At 35.7% G+C, this 17,445-nt stretch carries 17 protein-coding genes; 8 read left to right on the top strand and 9 right to left on the bottom strand.

From position 1 onward, the window contains the following. Positions 1-74: 74 nt before the first annotated feature. The 3 genes from AC0UMU_RS10720 to AC0UMU_RS10710 all read left to right on the top strand — a co-directional run bounded on the left by AC0UMU_RS10720 (position 75) and on the right by AC0UMU_RS10710 (position 2,964). Positions 75-983, top strand: a complete 909-nt coding sequence (locus AC0UMU_RS10720) for a DUF4249 domain-containing protein (RefSeq protein WP_022599390.1) — start codon at positions 75-77, stop codon at positions 981-983. 109 nt (positions 984-1,092) lie between these two features. Further along, complete coding sequence (locus tag AC0UMU_RS10715; protein ID WP_288639921.1) at positions 1,093-1,866, top strand: hypothetical protein; 774 nt, start codon at positions 1,093-1,095, stop codon at positions 1,864-1,866. Positions 1,867-2,085: 219 nt separating this feature from the next. After that, a complete protein-coding gene (locus AC0UMU_RS10710) occupies positions 2,086-2,964 on the top strand; it encodes an arginase family protein (protein WP_288639923.1) in 879 nt (292 codons plus the stop codon). Positions 2,965-3,070: 106 nt separating this feature from the next. On the opposite strand, the gene AC0UMU_RS10705 is transcribed toward AC0UMU_RS10710, so the two are convergent. From AC0UMU_RS10705 to AC0UMU_RS10690, 4 genes are read right to left on the bottom strand one after another with little or no spacing between them, the layout of a single operon-like run. Further along, positions 3,071-4,309, bottom strand: a complete 1,239-nt coding sequence (locus AC0UMU_RS10705) for an ABC transporter permease (protein ID WP_270214390.1) — start codon at positions 4,307-4,309, stop codon at positions 3,071-3,073. Further along, entirely contained in the window at positions 4,293-5,477 is a 1,185-nt protein-coding gene (locus tag AC0UMU_RS10700; protein ID WP_022389727.1) for an ABC transporter permease, read from the bottom strand. The genes AC0UMU_RS10705 and AC0UMU_RS10700 overlap by 17 nt, the downstream gene beginning before the upstream one ends. Position 5,478: 1 nt before the next feature. Continuing rightward, positions 5,479-6,471: an HlyD family secretion protein gene (locus AC0UMU_RS10695; protein WP_270214389.1), complete on the bottom strand. Its 993-nt coding sequence runs from the start codon at positions 6,469-6,471 to the stop codon at positions 5,479-5,481. A gap of 31 nt (positions 6,472-6,502) precedes the next feature. Continuing rightward, entirely contained in the window at positions 6,503-7,936 is a 1,434-nt protein-coding gene (locus tag AC0UMU_RS10690; protein WP_270214388.1) for a TolC family protein, read from the bottom strand. A 538-nt stretch (positions 7,937-8,474) separates the two neighbouring features. Here AC0UMU_RS10690 and AC0UMU_RS10685 point away from each other — a divergent pair. After that, positions 8,475-8,738 carry a hypothetical protein gene (locus AC0UMU_RS10685; protein WP_147404854.1) on the top strand — a complete coding sequence of 88 codons (264 nt, stop codon included), beginning with the start codon at positions 8,475-8,477 and terminating at the stop codon, positions 8,736-8,738. A 213-nt stretch (positions 8,739-8,951) separates the two neighbouring features. Here AC0UMU_RS10685 and AC0UMU_RS10680 read toward each other — a convergent pair whose 3' ends face one another. Then, entirely contained in the window at positions 8,952-9,110 is a 159-nt protein-coding gene (locus AC0UMU_RS10680) for a hypothetical protein (RefSeq protein WP_278714020.1), read from the bottom strand. A 236-nt stretch (positions 9,111-9,346) separates the two neighbouring features. Beyond that, the gene (locus AC0UMU_RS10675) at positions 9,347-9,850 is read right to left on the bottom strand and encodes a hypothetical protein (protein WP_278585525.1); all 504 of its coding nucleotides are present in this window, start codon (positions 9,848-9,850) and stop codon (positions 9,347-9,349) included. Between the two features lie 322 nt (positions 9,851-10,172). On the opposite strand from AC0UMU_RS10675, the gene AC0UMU_RS10670 reads away from it, so the two are divergent. Beyond that, a complete protein-coding gene (locus AC0UMU_RS10670; protein WP_122303541.1) occupies positions 10,173-10,658 on the top strand; it encodes a GNAT family N-acetyltransferase in 486 nt (161 codons plus the stop codon). Positions 10,659-10,738: 80 nt separating this feature from the next. Here the strand turns inward: AC0UMU_RS10670 and AC0UMU_RS10665 are convergent, their stop codons facing one another. Further along, positions 10,739-11,494: a NigD1/NigD2 family lipoprotein gene (locus AC0UMU_RS10665; protein WP_009316870.1), complete on the bottom strand. Its 756-nt coding sequence runs from the start codon at positions 11,492-11,494 to the stop codon at positions 10,739-10,741. Positions 11,495-11,680: 186 nt separating this feature from the next. On the opposite strand from AC0UMU_RS10665, the gene AC0UMU_RS10660 reads away from it, so the two are divergent. The 3 genes from AC0UMU_RS10660 (at position 11,681) to AC0UMU_RS10650 (ending at position 14,557) form a co-directional block, all read left to right on the top strand. Then, positions 11,681-12,235 (top strand): RNA polymerase sigma factor, encoded by a 555-nt coding sequence (locus tag AC0UMU_RS10660; RefSeq protein WP_278714023.1) that lies wholly within the window; start codon positions 11,681-11,683, stop codon positions 12,233-12,235. Further along, complete coding sequence (locus tag AC0UMU_RS10655; protein WP_009316872.1) at positions 12,232-13,494, top strand: porin family protein; 1,263 nt, start codon at positions 12,232-12,234, stop codon at positions 13,492-13,494. The genes AC0UMU_RS10660 and AC0UMU_RS10655 overlap by 4 nt, the downstream gene beginning before the upstream one ends. 382 nt (positions 13,495-13,876) lie before the next feature. After that, positions 13,877-14,557, top strand: a complete 681-nt coding sequence (locus AC0UMU_RS10650; RefSeq protein WP_278714026.1) for an MIP family channel protein — start codon at positions 13,877-13,879, stop codon at positions 14,555-14,557. 130 nt (positions 14,558-14,687) lie between these two features. Here the strand turns inward: AC0UMU_RS10650 and AC0UMU_RS10645 are convergent, their stop codons facing one another. Both AC0UMU_RS10645 and AC0UMU_RS10640 read right to left on the bottom strand, forming a co-directional pair. Continuing rightward, a complete protein-coding gene (locus AC0UMU_RS10645) occupies positions 14,688-15,878 on the bottom strand; it encodes an FprA family A-type flavoprotein (protein WP_278714028.1) in 1,191 nt (396 codons plus the stop codon). 142 nt (positions 15,879-16,020) lie between these two features. Further along, a complete protein-coding gene (locus tag AC0UMU_RS10640) occupies positions 16,021-17,340 on the bottom strand; it encodes an MFS transporter (RefSeq protein ID WP_278714030.1) in 1,320 nt (439 codons plus the stop codon). Positions 17,341-17,445: the final 105 nt, after the last annotated feature.

Here is a 17,445-nt window from a genome sequence, read left to right as displayed (position 1 = left end):
GCATGAGGTATTTATATTTTGTCATATTATTTTTTTGTGTATTTCTGTTTTCATCTTGCACATATCACTTTAAGTTGGATGATATTATAGAGTCTCCTAAATTGGTACTATATTGTTATCCGGGAAGTGGCGATACGACTATTGTACATTTGTCACGCAGCCTTCCTGTTAGTCAGAAAGGAGAACTTAGTCAAGGATTGAAAGCTGCGAATGTCCTTATTTCGGTAAATGATGAGACAATGCATTTTTCATGGACGAATGATTCTATACCGGGTATTCCGGCTCAAAGTTATTATGTGGTAAAGAAATACAAAGATGGGGATAAAATAAATATAACGGCATCTGCCGACGGTATGAAGACTGTCTCTGCTGCAACGATTATTCCGAAACCATTTCCTTTAAAGTCGGTCGATTTGATTAGAAAAGAAACTGATATGGATAAACTTCAGTTTCAGATACATTTCGATGACGATGCAAGCACAAAAGATTATTACGCTATGAGAATTGAGTATAAACAGATGTATTGGAGTAATGGAAATTATTCAGAATCGATTAGCCCGATAGTGTTTGATTTGGATGATGAGCCTTTATTGAATAACTCTTCGGGATTGGATGATATACTGATGAATGAGAATGATTTTTATCAAAATCTATATTATTGGGATGATACTAAAATTCAGGGTAAAAGCTATACATTTAGGTTAAATACCTATTATATGGCAGACTATGAGGATGATTTCATTACTCCCGACGGATATGAACATATTGTTTGTAAAACGAAATATCGGGTTATTTTATATAGCCTTTCTGAAGAGTTTTATAAATTTTTGAAATCGCTAAATGAACAGAAAAATAATGGACTGGGGCATTCTGAGTTAGCTCCCATACGGGCTACTTATACAAATGTTATAAATGGTATAGGAGTCGTGGGTGGTTGTAGAATTCTCCGAACGCAATGGATCGACAATTTAAAAGATGATTGAATAGAATGTTTTACAGTAAGAGTCAGATGTTGCCATTAGGTATAATTGACTATTTTTCAGTGAAAATTTAGATCTATCTGAGGATTTGGATTCGGAAAGTTTAATTTGAATGGATATATTCTTTATGTATTGGAAAATATTTATATGTTTGATTATGGTTCTTTTTCCGGGTATTAGCAATGTTTGTTCTTATAGCCAAGAGGTCAGAGTGCATGATTCGGTAATGGTTATTCAAAAAGGTAATTTTTGCTTAAGTAATGATCGTGTTATATTTGAAAAGGGTATGAATGTAAAGGCTGATACTTTTCTTTTTGGAATCTCTCGTTCGAATAAATTTGCATTTAATAACGGATATTCCTATTGTTCGGAGTTCTATGCCAATAAGTCTTTTTTACATAAAGGAGAATACAGCGTGTCAGGTGTCATAAAGCACTATCCGTATGGCCGTTTTTATGGTATGGGTAAACAAATTAACTTTATCGGTTTAGGACAAATGAATTATGCCGGTATTGGATTGTATTCTATGAACCGTTGTTCTTTAAATATCTTTACATATGCAGTAAAATGGCATATACCGAGATATGAAAGTTTGTTGTTCGGATTGTTCGGTAGTTTATCTTACTCTGTTAATGAGAAAGTTAAATTAAATACATTTGCTTCGTACTCGCTTATATTTTCTTCTTCTTTCAGAACTATTAATTATGGTGGTTTTGTTACTTACGATATGCATCCTAATTGGGGAATGGATATTGGAGTTAAGCGTTGTTGTGATTTCCGGTTGCGCAACGGACAAACAGTACCTATAATTGCACCTTATTTTCGATACAAAGGAAATAAACTTAGTGTTGATGTAGGCAGTGGACTCATTCAGTTATTTAAATAATATTGTTGGATAATTTTTTCTATCTCTCTTCCGAGTAGTGTCACGCTTATTTAACTTGATCTTTATATATTTTTTGTATGTTTATCGAGATGTAATTTTTTAGTAAAAATTTTTCATGTTATTGAGAATGTTTAATTTTGCATCATAGCTAAAAGCTTGTCTCAATTTTACTCGGGCCAGGTTTGGAAGTTTCGTGAAAAATGGTTTTAACAATAAGGTATGGAAAAAAAGGGATCTGTAATTCGTCTGATTTATCCGCAGTGGCAAGGAGGAAATATTGCCAAATGGATTTCAGAAATAAAGAATCCGGCAGATGCTTCACGAGGATATTTTTTAGGAGCTCGATTGCTTGATTTTCTTGCACCGGATAATGGTCAGGAAAAGTTGGTCGTTCCCGTATCGACTGAGGTTGTTGAGCGTAAAGAAAAGGATGGAGTCCTCGATAAAGATATTATTATCCGTCAAACAAGGGCTGCATTAAGTATGTTACGGGTTAGCAATCCCGATAAAATAGTAACGCTTGGAGGTGAATGTTCGGTTAGCGTTGTGCCGTTTACCTATCTTGCTGAAAAATACGATAATGATGTAGCCGTTATTTGGATAGATGCACATCCTGACATTACATTGCCCGGTGATGTTTATTCGGGATATCATGCAATGGCGGTTACGGCATGTATGGGATACGGAGATAAAGAGATTATTGCAGAACTTCCTTCCCGGATTGCATCATCGAAAATATTGTTTGTCGGATTACGTAATTGGGAGCGCAAAGAGATTATTGTTCGGCAAAAACAATATGGAATTCCTCATCTTGCTCCAAAAGATGTGGCTCAGAATAGCGATGCGGTCAAGTGTTGGCTGAAAACTTGTGGCGCATCTAAAGTATTGATTCATTTTGATATGGATGTTCTTGATCCTTCGGAAATTGTTGCGGCAGTAGGGACAGACCCGGAGGGAATGAAAATGGAGGAGGTTATTCGTGTAATAAATGATATTGCTGTAGAAAAAGAAATTGTCGGGCTGACCATTGCCGAACCTATGCCTCGTACAGCGATCAGAATTAAAGACATGTTAAACCGTTTGCCTTTATTGAAATAAATATAGATGCAGGTAATACTGATAAAAAGATAAGAAATAAGAGCCGGTTTTAAAATTTCCAATAAGGAAATTTTAAGATTGCCTTAGTGTTTCTTCCGGTCTGTTTTTATTTTAGTATATTTATTGGTCGGATATTATGATTTTTTCCTGTTCTTTTTGCAGATGCCATTATATTGTGCCTATAAGCTAAACAGGCCAAAATGAAATATACGGCACATTGTATCCATAAAGTGATATATTCTTGTCGTATGTCGGCAATGGTTGCACCCATTGAATTTATTTTTACAAAAGCTAATGTGCCCGGAGCTGCCGGGAAAATAAAATGAGATGCTTTCCAGTACCATGGCATGAGTTCTAACGGGTAGGATACTCCGGACAAGAAGATGAGCCCGACCGAAAAAAATGCGATCATTAACAACGGAGTCTCCGAATCGGTGTAAAATACCGAAGCTGCTAATCCGAAAAAGCTGGTGGCAAGCAGATACGGAATCATCAACATAACTATTTCATATTTATTCCCTATATTCGGTAAACTGAATACTACGGGCATTAATCCTAATAAAAACAGGGAGAAAAAGGCATATAGGAAACAATAGACAAAAGTTTTACTAATGATAATTCTGGACATTCTGCCAAAAGAAAATCCTTTGCCCGGAAGTTGCGAAATAGATCCGGAGTCTTTTTCATCACCGCTGATCATTCCGATTACCATTAATAAGGTCTGAAAGATTATAACCATCAGAACTGCCGGAATTAAATAACTCCCGTATCCCTCTGTGTGGTTATACAGGGCTGTTCCTACGACAGTTATTGCTTTGGATTGTGTTATTTGTTGAGTGTCTTGTTGAGGTAGAAAGACAAGCATTTCAGGGCGATATTTTTTATTTAATTCCAGCATAGCTCCTGCCGAAGATTCTTGCATCGCCAGATAATAGAGAAATGCGTTGGTTGTCCCATACATGACGAATATCGATTCATCTCCACGATTTACTCTTGTTTCGAAATCTTCGGGAATGTATATAATGCCGATAACCTCATTCTTTTTCATTAGCTCTTTAGCTTCTGGAAAATCGTCTCCGTTACAATATACTTTTACTTGAGGTGCGGCATCGATCAGACGGGTGTATTCTCGACTCAAAGCGCTATGAGATTGATCTACGACTGCAATAGGAGCATCTCTGATCAAATTCGGTTCATACATATAATTATAGAGAAGCCCATATACGAAAATTCCTCCCATCAGCACGAGTAATATGGCATAGCTTGTGCCGATTGTTTTGAATTCTCGCATTATTATTGTTGCGATGTCTTTAAACCAAGATGATATTTTATTTGATATTCTCATATTTATGACTTAATATAGCTTTTTTCAGATGCGGTAATATAAGGATAGCCGGCAAGATGAATAAAAATAGAGCGCTTATGTTCTGCCATGTATAGGCAAATCCATAGTCTCCGTACAACAAGTTTTGATTGATCTCTACAAAATGGCGGACGGGGAATAAAAATGAAGCGTAATATACTGCCGGAAACATAAATGGAGCAGGGAATGTCACGCCCGACAGAGTTGCACCTAATGATCCGACCATAGATACGATACTGATGATAATACTGATTGCCGGGAATAGGGAGAATAAAAATACAGCTAAAGCTTGAGTAGCTATGACAAATAATATTGTTGTTAGGTTCAAGGGGGTGAATCCGCAAGAAAAAGGAATTTGCATAACACCGAACATGATATAATTAGAAAATATTCCTATAATGATAAACAGGATGGTGTAGGGTAATAATTTCCCGGTTATGGCTGTAAATATATTCATATCGGCGCATTTTAACCATTCGTCTGCCGTACGGAATTTAATCTCGCTTCCTATTGTATATACGGTTACTAACAGAATGATAACTTGAAATAGAATAAAGAAAAAGGGATTACTTAGATATACCGAATAATCCAGATCGGGATTGTAAAGAGGGTGGCCTTGTTCATTGACTGGAACAAGAAAGTCTTCGATTTGATTTTCACTGATTCCTAACGCTGTTGCTTCATTTATAATGGGCGTTATAGCTAACGGTTGCAGTACGGTTTCAAAAGCTCCTTGTATTTCACTACCTACGCTTAACAGAGCATAGTGGTAGTAATAGGAGAGTGTTGTGGTTTTACCCGAAAGAACATTCTCTTCAAAATTTTCAGGAATAACTAAATATCCGTAAATTTTTTTTTGTTGAGTTGCTGTCCGTGCAGAAATATCGTCAGTGTAATGAGCGATTACGTTAAAGGTTGGTACTGTTTCGATTGTTCTGGAAATGTTTCTTGAAGTCGCTGTTTGATCCAAATCGACGATTCCGATAGGGAGGTTTTCCATTTGTCCCGATCCGAATATCGTTGCCATAAAAAAGACGCAAAATAGAGGCAATACGATACATACTCCGAAATATAATCTCCGAGATGTCATACGTGCTATTTCCCTTTCGAATACAGAGAAAAAAGATCCTTTTTCAGAACGGGTACTCATTCTATTGTTCATTAAGGTTTACCAATACCGACATACCTGGGCGCAAATCCTCGACCGGAGAAGTGGGCAGGGCATGCAATTCGAAGGTTCTCAGATCATAACTTCCGGTCTGCTTAGTAGATCTCCATGTTGCATAACTACCCAAGGGACTGATATAATTTGTTTTAAATATTATTTCTTTCTTATTCAAAGCGGGAACATTGCCTTTGAATGTTTTTCCTATCTTGAAGTAAGGAAGGAAATCTTCTCTTACATTCAGTACAACATGGGCGTCGTCCAGTACTACAAGACTCATGATAGTCGTACCTGCACCGACTAATTCACCACGTTTGGGATAGATAGAGGCTATTTGTCCCGATTCGGGAGCTGTAAGTTTGGCATCCTGCAATAGAGCCTCGACTTCATTGACTGTTCCTTTTGCTGCGTTGACCAATGACCGGGCACTTTCTTTATCTTGTTTTTGAGCCCCGTCCAAAGCCATCAAATATTGCTGGTATGCAGCTTTTTCATTAGCTATCGCAGCCTTATAGATCGCCTCGACTTCATCTTTTCTTTGTGAAGTTACGACACTGTCTTTATATAATGTTAGAATACGGTCATAAGTCGTTTTTGCCAATTGCAGATCCGATTTAGCCTTGCTCCATATTTGGAACATCGTTTCGATAATTTGGCTGCGAGTACCTTCATCAATTTTTTGGTTCTGATATTTCGCGACGTTTTCCAATGCATTTACCTGTTCATATTTTGCTCGAGCTTCAGGGCTATTGATAATTACCAAAGTGTCACCGGCAGAGACGTTTTGACCTTCTTTGACTAAGAATGTATCGATCCGTCCCGGTAATTTCCCGGATATACGTATTTCGGTAGCCTCTATTTGTCCTTGCAAGATTGTTGGCTTATCTTTCAGTAAGATCATTCCTAAAATAGAGATGATTGCAACGATTATTAAAACAGATATAAAAGCCGTTATCAGATATTTTTTTGTTCTGTCCATAGTTATGTATAATTAATATCTTAAGAATAGGTCATAGAAAAGGTTCGTTTTTTCCCTTTTTGCTATATTGGTAAAATGTGTCGGGAATACCACATGCCGATAATAAATTTATCAAGGCAACGTCATATTGATAATAAGCAAGTAAAGAGGCTATTTGTACTTTTGACAACATTACTTCGGCATCTATTACTTCTGTTGAGGTAGCCATACCTTCTGTAAAAGATTTTTTACGTATGCGAACTAATTCCTTACTCATTTCTATAGTCGTGTTTAGAGCCGAAACATTATTCAACGCATTTTGTATCTGGCTGTAAAATTTTTCCAGAACTACATTTAAGTCATCAATAGCTTTATCCTTTCCCAATGCCAATGTTTGTTTGGTGATTTTGGCTTGTCTGATTTTTTTCTCTCTATCCAACCCGTCGAAAATGTTCCATGAAAATCCTATGCCGATCATGCTGCGGGGAAGTAGGTTCTTTTCGATACCGTGTGCATATAGAGTTTGTTTACCGAATAAGGCGATATTTGGAATGTAACCCGTACGTCCGATTTTCAATTCATTGTTAGCGATGTTTTCTTGTAGTCGCATTTGGTTTATAAGATAGTTATTACTTTCTATCAAACTTTTGAAATAGAGAATTGTCGGTAGAGAATCATTGATGAAAAGGGGAGAGATAGGACGAATATTACCATCCGTTTCCATTTTGATCAATGTCTTTAGTGCGTTTTGGGCGACATCTAAATCTTTCTTTGCAGATTCTAATTCTCGTTTAGCTTCATCCATATTTACTTGTACAAACAATCTCTCAGCTTTATTTATCATTCCGTTTGCTTCAAGTTTTAATGCATTCTGATAATGTTTTTTCAAAGATTGAAATGTCTGCTCTCTTACCTCGACGACTTTTTGTCCTAATCGTACTCCGAAATAACTTTCGACAAGAGCTATACGAGTATTAGCGCTGATCTGTTCTTTATTCACTTCAGCGATAGAAACCATTGCTTTTCCTATTTTTCCGGCATAAATACGTTTTCCACCGGTAAAGATAGGCCATGTAATATTGGCGTCGATAGTTGTCAGATCTTGTGGAGCAAGGGGAAAACTGAGAGAATAACTTCCTATTTTGTCTAAGATAGAAGATATAATCTGGTCATCCGGAATAATAGAATGAATAAAATCTTTTGCCGGATCGGTAAATTGGTTCAGTGATTCTTTCACTTCTATTTTATTTGCCATGTGTACGTATGCCCCTGTTGCATTGATTGCCGGATACCAGAAAGCATTCAGACGCTGGTGTTCGCTTCTTGCCCATTCAATTTCTTTATCTGCGATTTGAAGGCTCTGATTACCTTTGTCAAGTAGTTGTATAGACTCTTCAAAGCTGAGACTTATCTCTTGATTTTGTCCGAAGAGGATCGGTGATGAGATGAGAAGTAATATACTACATGATATAAAATACCTGAACATATACCTTTTTCGTTATAGATTTCTATTTTTCTATAAACGGGGAAGTCAGGAGGTTTGTTCGATAAAATAAAGAAGCGGCGGATAATTTTATCTAAAAAAAGAGTTAATGAATCTTTCAGACAATATATTTAGATATGATATGGATTATTATTTGTTAATAAAGAATGTGTATGTAAAAATAACTTTAAATATAACCCTTTCCCCTTGTCTAAGTATAGAAATACTCTTACATTTGTACCATATTTTTTCATGGTATTAAATTTAAGGTTAATAGAAGATTGGTTGTCGGGATGACAACCATTTTTTTTATTCGTACTTTTTGCTATTATGGTCCTTCTCGAGGAAGGAAAAACATCCTTAGAAAGGAATCCTCAAATTTGGCACGAACAAAATTTAAACAGGCTCTTACTTGTAAAAACAAAATTTTTTCATCATTTTATTTTGTGATTTTAGGATATATTACCGAAAAGTATTAAACGTAATGAGTTCTTGGTTTGTTTCTTTATATAAAGAGTTTGAAACTAAAATCGTAGAGAAGATGAAAAAGATTGTTTTATTAGCAGCTGTAGCTGCAACGGTAGGAGTGACGTTGTATTTATCTTGTAATCAGAATGCCCGGTGTAATTTGAAAAGAAAAGTTCGTGAAGGACGTCGGTCTATTGATAGAAATATATCGAAAGCTTCACGTAGAATCGAGAAATCTGTAAATAAAGCGATTGATAATTTGACTGAAGCTCAAGAAAAACTTCAGCAGAAAACCGATGAGTTAAATTCGAAACTTCGGAAATCGATTGCTGAATAAAGTACGAAATGATATTTTTTAATTTGCAAACAGACTTTGTATTCGTTTTTAGTAGAGTGTTTAATGCTTTTAAACACTCTACTCTTTTATATCCCATTCTTTTGATTTATTCTTTTATCGTAGCATTGGTTACACGTTCGAGTAAAATAGTTTTCTTATTCCAATGATAAGGTTCGTATTCTGTATTTTTCAGGATTTTATTATTCTTAAAAATTAATCCGTTAACAGATTTTGCATGAGAGACGACGTTTCAGTTTGAGTGTCTGGAAAGATTCCGAATTGGGTCATGTCATAGACTTTATGCTTGGCGTATAAATCGGTACAAAATAGGCAAATCAAAAATGTGAGCCAAAGGTTTACTTTCTTTTTCATGGTTTTACGAAGATAAATATTTTGTCGGTATTTTCGAATCGGAGTTTGACTAAATTTTGTGTTTGGAAAATTTGGAATAAAGAGATGATAGTATTATTTAGGTTTTTAGAGGCATGAATGATTCGATGGTTATTAGATTTTGAGTAATTGAAGATCTTGGTAATAAAAGGCTTACATACCGTAAGCCTTTTTGTTATCTATGAATTCTAAAATAATTATTTACTTATATCTTAATCCTAATTTTCAATGTTGTAATCGTTCATGACGAATACATTAGAAATTGTTCCGGCTTCGATAGTTGCAGACTCTCCTTTTATAGATAAAAAGGCAAGCCCGATTATAGGTAAAAATGTAAAGTTTAAGCCTACACCTAAGCCGATTGCTAAACCTTTTTTACTATTTCCGGTTTCACTTGAACTTCCATTTAGTAATATTGTTTGCCCATCGACAGAAGTCGTAGATATGTATTTTAATTCTACGAATCCTCCTCGACCACAGCCTCTTGCTTTTTCTTGTTTTATGGAAGTCTGGACAGGTGTTCCTCTTTTTATTAAAATTTCGCCGTTCTTTCCTTTCACATCATTATCCACTATTACTGAAATAGTCTCTTTTGAATTGCTTTTTACAGTAGAAAGCAGTCTTACCATAAGCATAGTGCCTCTGTCAAGAGGTGCGGCTGCCAAAAGACTTAAATTCAACATAGAGAACACTAATACTATACTCAAAATTTTTTTAATCATAATACTAAATTTTAATAATTAATATTTTTGTGACCGAATTTCATTGAATTTATGATTTACCTATTATCATATTTCTGCCTGTTCCCTTTTTTCTGTATGGCGCATAGTACGCTATATCTTTTATTAACTGTGTGAAATTTAAACAGACTTAACATTTTTGCAAATATAGGAATGTTTATGAATAATGTCAAATATGCAACACGAAATCTATTTATGACAATTTAATCTATTATTTACGGTATACTTTTTAAAGAATTGATATATTTATTACTCTTATCAAAGAATTGTAAAATGTATTTGTACTAAATGATTTATAATAGTTATGATTAGACGGGTAGAACTTCGGGACAGTAAGACTATTGCAGATATTTATAATGAATATGTCATACATAGTGTAGCTACTTTTGAGACAAAACCTTTAAAAGAGGGAGAAATGCGTTCTCGTATAATCGAAATTTTTAAGAATTTTCCTTATTGGGTTTATGAGATAGACGATAGAGTCGTAGGATATTGTTATGCTCATCCGTGGAAACAACGGGCTGCATATAAATATACGCTTGAAACTACAGTTTATGTATCTCCCGATTATGTGGGAAAAGGTATCGGGAAGGCACTGATGCGAAAATTGATTGAAGAATGTCGGAAAAGTGGCTATCATGCGTTGATTGCCTGTATTACATCGGGTAATGAAGTTAGTGATTCTTTACATTTGAAACTTGGGTTTAAGCAGGTTTCTTTTTTTGAGCAGGTGGGATTGAAATTCGGCCGGTGGCTGGATGTTGCAGACTATCAACTATTGTTGATTTAGGTGTTTTTTTAGAATTTATAAAAGAAAAGCCGGTTGTTAATCAAAATAACCGGCTTTTCCCATAGTTAAGGTTAAAGATTCTACTTGATATGTATGAATGAGCTGTTTTCTTGAATTTTCTCTGAGTTTGTATTCAGACTTTTCTCTTTGTCATATTTGAGATTGTACGTTTTCTCTCCTCCGAATGTATTGACTTTTATTTTTAGGCCCGACAAGTTGCTTTCCTGAGGAGCTAAATCTTTCAGCCTGAACGAGGCAACCCCCCACAATCTTCTGTCTATTTTCGGATCGTCTTCCATGTTATGACGGAATTCCAGTTGCATGTAATTATCTTTGTCGGGATTGTTCGAAAGAGAAAAATCTCGCACAACGTTTACCATGTGTTTTTTCTCTCCTGCACCTTGCATTTCAAATTGTATGGTTAAGTATTCATCGCTCGTCCACATATCGATGATATTTACAGGATCGTTGCCGATACTGTCGGCGGTTTCTGGTGTAATGGGGATGATATTTTTAACCAGAACAGTGTCTATATCGTTAATAGCGACATAATAATCATATCCCATATAATTTTCTTGTAATAGAGAAAAATTGATGATTACGCGTCGCCCGTCTTCTAAGAAAAAAGAGGGTATCGAAGTATTGGAGGGTAACATGGTCTTTTTACTGTCCAATTGCAGATAGGGAGATTCACCTTCTTTTACAACCATGTCTCCGATAGCATATGCATACGAGTTGTAGTAATAGACATCATCGTCATCATCTTTACAAGATTGCAGAATAACCGATGAGAGCAGCATTATTAAACCTGTCAGAAAAATCGATTTTTTTTTCATAAGTCATTCCTTTTTTAATTTATTGTTTTTTTATTCAGTTTATTTCTTTTGTAATGTAAATGGTAATTTGGAGGAAATACTGCATCGAAAAATGTTAAAGAGTTAAAAAGATATTTTCTCTTTTATCCGGTGCAGTATTTTTACATTTTCTGCATTTATAAATTAAAGTGTGATTTAAAAACAAGAATGAGGGAGGAAGAACTGGTTGAGCATTGTAAGCAAAAAGATAAATCTGCACAAAAACAATTGTATGAGTTGTATGCAGGTGCTTTGTTTGCTCTTTGTATTCGTTATTCCGGAAACAGGGAGGCTGCTAAAGACATTTTGCATGATGGTTTCCTCCGGATATTTACATCTTTCGACAAGTTCGATTATAGAGGAGAAGGTTCTTTAAAAGCTTGGCTGAGTCGTATAATGGTCAATACGGCATTAGAGTATATCCGTAAGGATGGGGAGATAAATCGTGTATTGACTTTAAATGAAGTCCCGGATATTATTGATCCAGAGAGCGAAGATGAGGATTTGGAGAAGATTCCTCAGACTGTACTGATGAAATTTGTATCGGAATTGCCGTCCGGATATCGGACGGTGTTCAATTTATATACTTTCGAAGAAAAATCTCATAAAGAAATAGCTGCTTTATTGGGAATCAATGAAAAAAGCTCCTCTTCACAGCTTTTCCGGGCTAGAGCTATATTGGCGAAGAGAATAAAAATGTATTTAACGAAAGCGAGCGTATGAAACAAAAAGATGATAAGTGGACTATAAGATTCCGCAAACGGATGGAAGGATATGTTGAATTGCCGCCTTCTGACGTTTGGGAAAGATTAGACGAGGAATTGTCTTTTAATAGTAGGCAACGGCATCGTTTCCCCAGAATTGCTGTGGCGGCAGTTATTTTGCTATTTATATCGGTCGGTTTGTATTTTCTTACTTATACTTCTGATAATGACGGAATCATTACAGCAGATGCTCCTTCTCGTATTTTCGAACATCATAAGGTCGATAAGCCTTTTCGGAAAACAATTGTAACCGATAGTAATAAAATAATCACACATGCTCCGATTTATGTTAGGACAGTAGAAAAGAAAACGGGAAACAATGTTTTGGGGGAAGAAAATATAGCTGTTGCACAATTGATCGATACGATTCAAGCCCCTTCACAAGAGAAAGTTGAAGACCTGTCAGAACAAAAAAATACATTACAAGAAAAAAAAGAACATTTTACGAATGGCTCTTCTGTTGGCAAAGATTTTGAAATTAGACAGTTGCCTAAGAAAAGCAAAGGTTGGTCAATAGGCGTTTCGGTCGGGAATAATATGATTGCTTCTGCAGAGAATCATTATGGGTTTAGTAATCTTGATCGTTCAGGAATAATGCCTCGGAGTATGAATATGTTACAGACTGGAGAGAACGAGACGTCCGAAGACCAGAAAATTACGGCAGCCTATCAACAGATTATGCTGAAAAATATTAATTTGGAGACTACAACTGATATTAAACACCATTTTCCTGTTACGTTTGGTATTTCATTGCGTAAAGATCTTTCAAATAGTTTTTCTATAGAGACCGGGCTGACATATACTTTATTATCTTCAGATTTAAAGGCCGGAAATGATATATACTATTCTCAGGAACAGAGACTTCATTATTTAGGTATACCTTTAAAGGCTGGTTGGTATTTTGTAAAAAAGAGGCGAGTTTCTTTGTATTTATCTGCCGGAGGAGCAGTGGAAAAGTGTGTCAAATCTCAATTGAAAACTCATTATGAAATGCAAAATGACTTATCTTTTATTGGAGATGACCATTTGGATGTGAAAAAACTGCAGTGGTCTGTTCTTGCGTCGCTTGGTGCTCAATTTAATATAACCGATCATTTCGGAATTTATGCTGAGCCGGGGGCGATATATTATTTTGATGACGGAACAGATGTCTCGACAATTCGAAAAGAGAAACCTTTTAATATCAATTTACAAATAGGGTTGAGGTTCGGTTTTTGATATGTTTTTTTATAAAGCCGAATTGTTTTTATTGTAGTAAATCTTTTATTGTAAATTGATCACTATATAACCTTTTGTTTATCATTAACATCTATTTGTTATAATCTTTGTTAGTACATTTCAGAAATTTGTCATTATTCTTATCAAATGCATTAAACGCTATTTTATGTTTATTATGATTGGTACCTTGAAACTTATTATTCCCAATTTTTCTCGTTAAGGACAAGCAGAAGAATATTCTGTCTCTTTAGTCTATGTTTTGAAATGTTTTTTATGGTTTTGTTAATTGTTGTAAATTGTTAATTGCTAATCTGCCGAATTTATTTAGTTATTCCAATGATATTTAGTACATTTGTTAATTGTTAACTTTAATGGAATGATTATGAAAAAGTACATTGCAGAAATGCTTGGAACAATGGTGCTTGTCCTCATGGGATGTGGAAGTGCAGTTTTTGCAGGAAGTGTATCTGGAACTGTTGGTGCAGGAGTTGGTACAATTGGTGTCGCATTAGCCTTTGGTTTGTCTGTTGTAGCCATGGCGTATACGATAGGTAGGATATCCGGTTGTCATATAAATCCGGCAATTACTTTAGGTGTGTTTTTATCAGGTAGAATGAATAAAAAAGATGCCGGTATGTATATGTTGTTTCAGATTATAGGAGCAGTTATAGGCTCATTAATTCTCTATCTTCTTGTATTTTCTGGAACACATGGTGGACCAACTGAAACTGGGGCAAATAGTTTTGCAGATGGAATGATGTTGCAAGCTTTTATCGCAGAGGCTGTATTTACGTTTATTTTTGTTTTGGTTGTGCTTGGTTCCACTGATGAAAAGGAAGGTGCGGGAAATTTTGCAGGATTAGCTATTGGCTTAACTTTGGTTTTAGTACATATTGTTTGTATTCCCATAACGGGGACTTCTGTAAATCCAGTTCGTAGTATTGGTCCAGCGCTATTTGAAGGAGGGAAAGCTTTATCTCAGTTATGGTTGTTTATTATAGCTCCGTTTGTCGGGGCTGCATTAAGTGCGGCAGTATGGAAATTTCTTTCTAGTAGAGATTAAAGAATGACATAGAATATGCTTTTATCTTTAGTATGAGATAAATAGTGTATGATAAAAATATTTCGAAGTAAAGTTTTTGTACAAAAACTTTACTTCGAAATATTTTTAAGGTGAGTAGGCGTTTGTCTTTTTATTGTTTCAATTTCATCGCTATGGCTTTTGCCAACTCTTGACATTGGGCTATCTTTTCAGACGTAATACCTTGTTTCATTTCTACCGGATTTCCGGTTACGTCCCATTTCATTCTCTCTGCAAAAGAAGAGAGTCGTTTCACTGCAGCTCCGGCCCATGAGAATGAACCGAAATATCCGAATACTCGATTTTTCATATCCCGACTTTCCAATTTTGAAACCAATGATTCGATATTGGGAAATAACTCATTGGTATATGTCGGACTTCCGATAATTAGTCCTTTATATTTAAATATATCACGTAAGATATATGACATATCCGATTTTGACACATTGTGCATAACGATATTTTTAATACCTTGAGCAGCTAATTCTCTGGCGATAACTTCTGCCATTTTTTCGGTATTACCGTACATGCTTCCGTATGCGATTACAACACCCTCTTCTCCTTCATATAAGCTTAGTTTATTATATATACTTATGACTTTCTGTATTTCTTCTTTCCATATCGGACCGTGAGTAGAACAGATTATCTGTATGTCTATTCCTGAAAGTTTTGCAAGAGCTTTTTGTACTGGAGCTCCGTATTTACCTACTATATTGGAATAATACCGGAACATTTCATCCCAATATTTTTCGGTATTCATTTGATAGTCTATGATTCCGCCGTCCAATGTTCCGAAACATCCGAATGCATCTCCGGAAAAAAGAATTTTATCATCTTCACAATAAGTCATCATGGTTTCAGGCCAGTGTACCATGGGAGTCATGTAAAAAGTAAGTACTTTTTCACCTAAAGGTAACCGGTCACCGTCTTTTACTTCGTGGAATTTGTCGAAAATCCCGTAAAATCCTTCAATCATTCCGATTGTCTTGCTGTTCCCGATAATTTTAATATCCGGATATACACGACAAAGATCGTTTATTGAAGCCGAATGATCCGGCTCCATATGATTTACAACCAAATAGTCTATAGGACGTTCTCCCAAGATGTTTTTTATTTTTTCAAAAAACAGATCAGTATAACAATGATCTACGGTGTCGATCAGAACAACACTTTTATCAACGATCAAGTATGAGTTATAAGAAACCCCGAGAGGCAATGGCCATAATCCTTCGAATAAATGTTTTGTACGGTCATTTACTCCTACATAATGGATATTTCTACTGATTTCTGTAATAGTTGACATATTATTTTCTCTTTATTTATTTTTCGGTTACAAAGTTATAAAAATGTATCTTTTCAAGAAAAGAGAAAACTGTTTTTCGTAAAATCGTAAAATGATCTGACAATATTTTCTTATTGGAAAATTCAGGTAAATTCTTAGATATTTATGATTTGTCTTTTACGAAAAAAACAGACAATGCTGCTATCAGTAAAAATATTCCGGCTGTCGATAGGGCATATATGGCTTCTCTGTTATAAATATGTTCGACGATAAAGCCATTGAAAATCCCGTTTATAATTTGAGGAATTGTAATGAAGAAATTGAAAATACCCATATACACTCCCATTTTGGAGGCCGGGATGGCTCCGGCCAATATAGCATAAGGCATAGCCAAAATACTGGACCAAGCAATACCGATACCGATCATTGACCAGACAAGCATGTGTGCATCGGTAAATATTTCGAAAGACAAAAGCCCCAACCCTCCACATATCAAAGCCAAAGCGTGAGTTCCGCGTCTTCCTATATATTTTGCTATTACGGGAAGAAATAATGCAAAAACCATTGCTACCGCATTATAAATACCGAAAAGCACTCCGACCCAGTTGCCTGCCTCTTGAAAAGCGTTACTTGACGGGTCTGTCGTTCCAAAAAAGCGGTCGGCGACAGCCGGAGTTGTATATACCCACATAGAAAATAACCCGAACCAAGAAAAAAATTGTACTATGCCCAATTGAGCCATTGTTTTAGGCATGTGTATAATGTCTTGAAATATATTGAAAAATCCTTTCTTTTCAGCAGTTTCCGTCGTGTTTTCATGATTAAATAGGGTATGAATTTCCGGAGGATATTCCTGTGTATGGAAAATTGTCCATAGAACAGTTCCTAACAGTACGGCAGCACCTATGTAAAATGAGAAAATTACATTATCTGGTACTTTTCCGGCCTCTGCTGTTCCTGATATTCCTAACCAGTTTGCAAGAATATAAGGAAACCATGACGCAACGACAGCTCCGACACCTATTAAAAATGTCTGAATTGAGAATCCGAGTGTACGTTGTTCAGAAGGCAGTAGATCTGCCACTAAAGCCCTGAACGGTTCCATCGCTACGTTGATAGAAGCATCCATAATCATTAGCATACCCGCACCGATAAACATCGGAGGAATGAGACCGGATAAAGATCCTGAATTTGGCATGAAAACAAGAGCTACAGATGTTAGGATTGCTCCGGCTAAAAAGTAAGGTTTTCTTCTCCCTAATCGAGTCCACGTACGATCAGAATAATAACCTATAATCGGTTGTATAATCATTCCGGTCAGCGGGGCTGCTAACCAAAACCAAGAAAGATGTTCTACATTAGCCCCGAATGTTTGTAAAATACGACTCGCATTTGCATTTTGTAAAGCAAATCCGAATTGTATTCCTAAAAATCCGAAACTCATGTTCCATATCTGAGGCAAACTTAATCGAGGATGTTTCATGAATCTATGTTTATCCGGTGAAAAATCTTTATTTTAAACAAATATCTTCGATCCTCATTTCCGCAACTCTTTTATCCTCTCATGACACGACAGTTTTTTTGCGAT

The sequence above is a fragment of the Coprobacter fastidiosus genome (assembly GCF_982245605.1).
The sequence above is the reverse complement of the archived record's forward strand: the minus strand, read 5'-3'. Positions and strand labels throughout refer to the sequence as shown.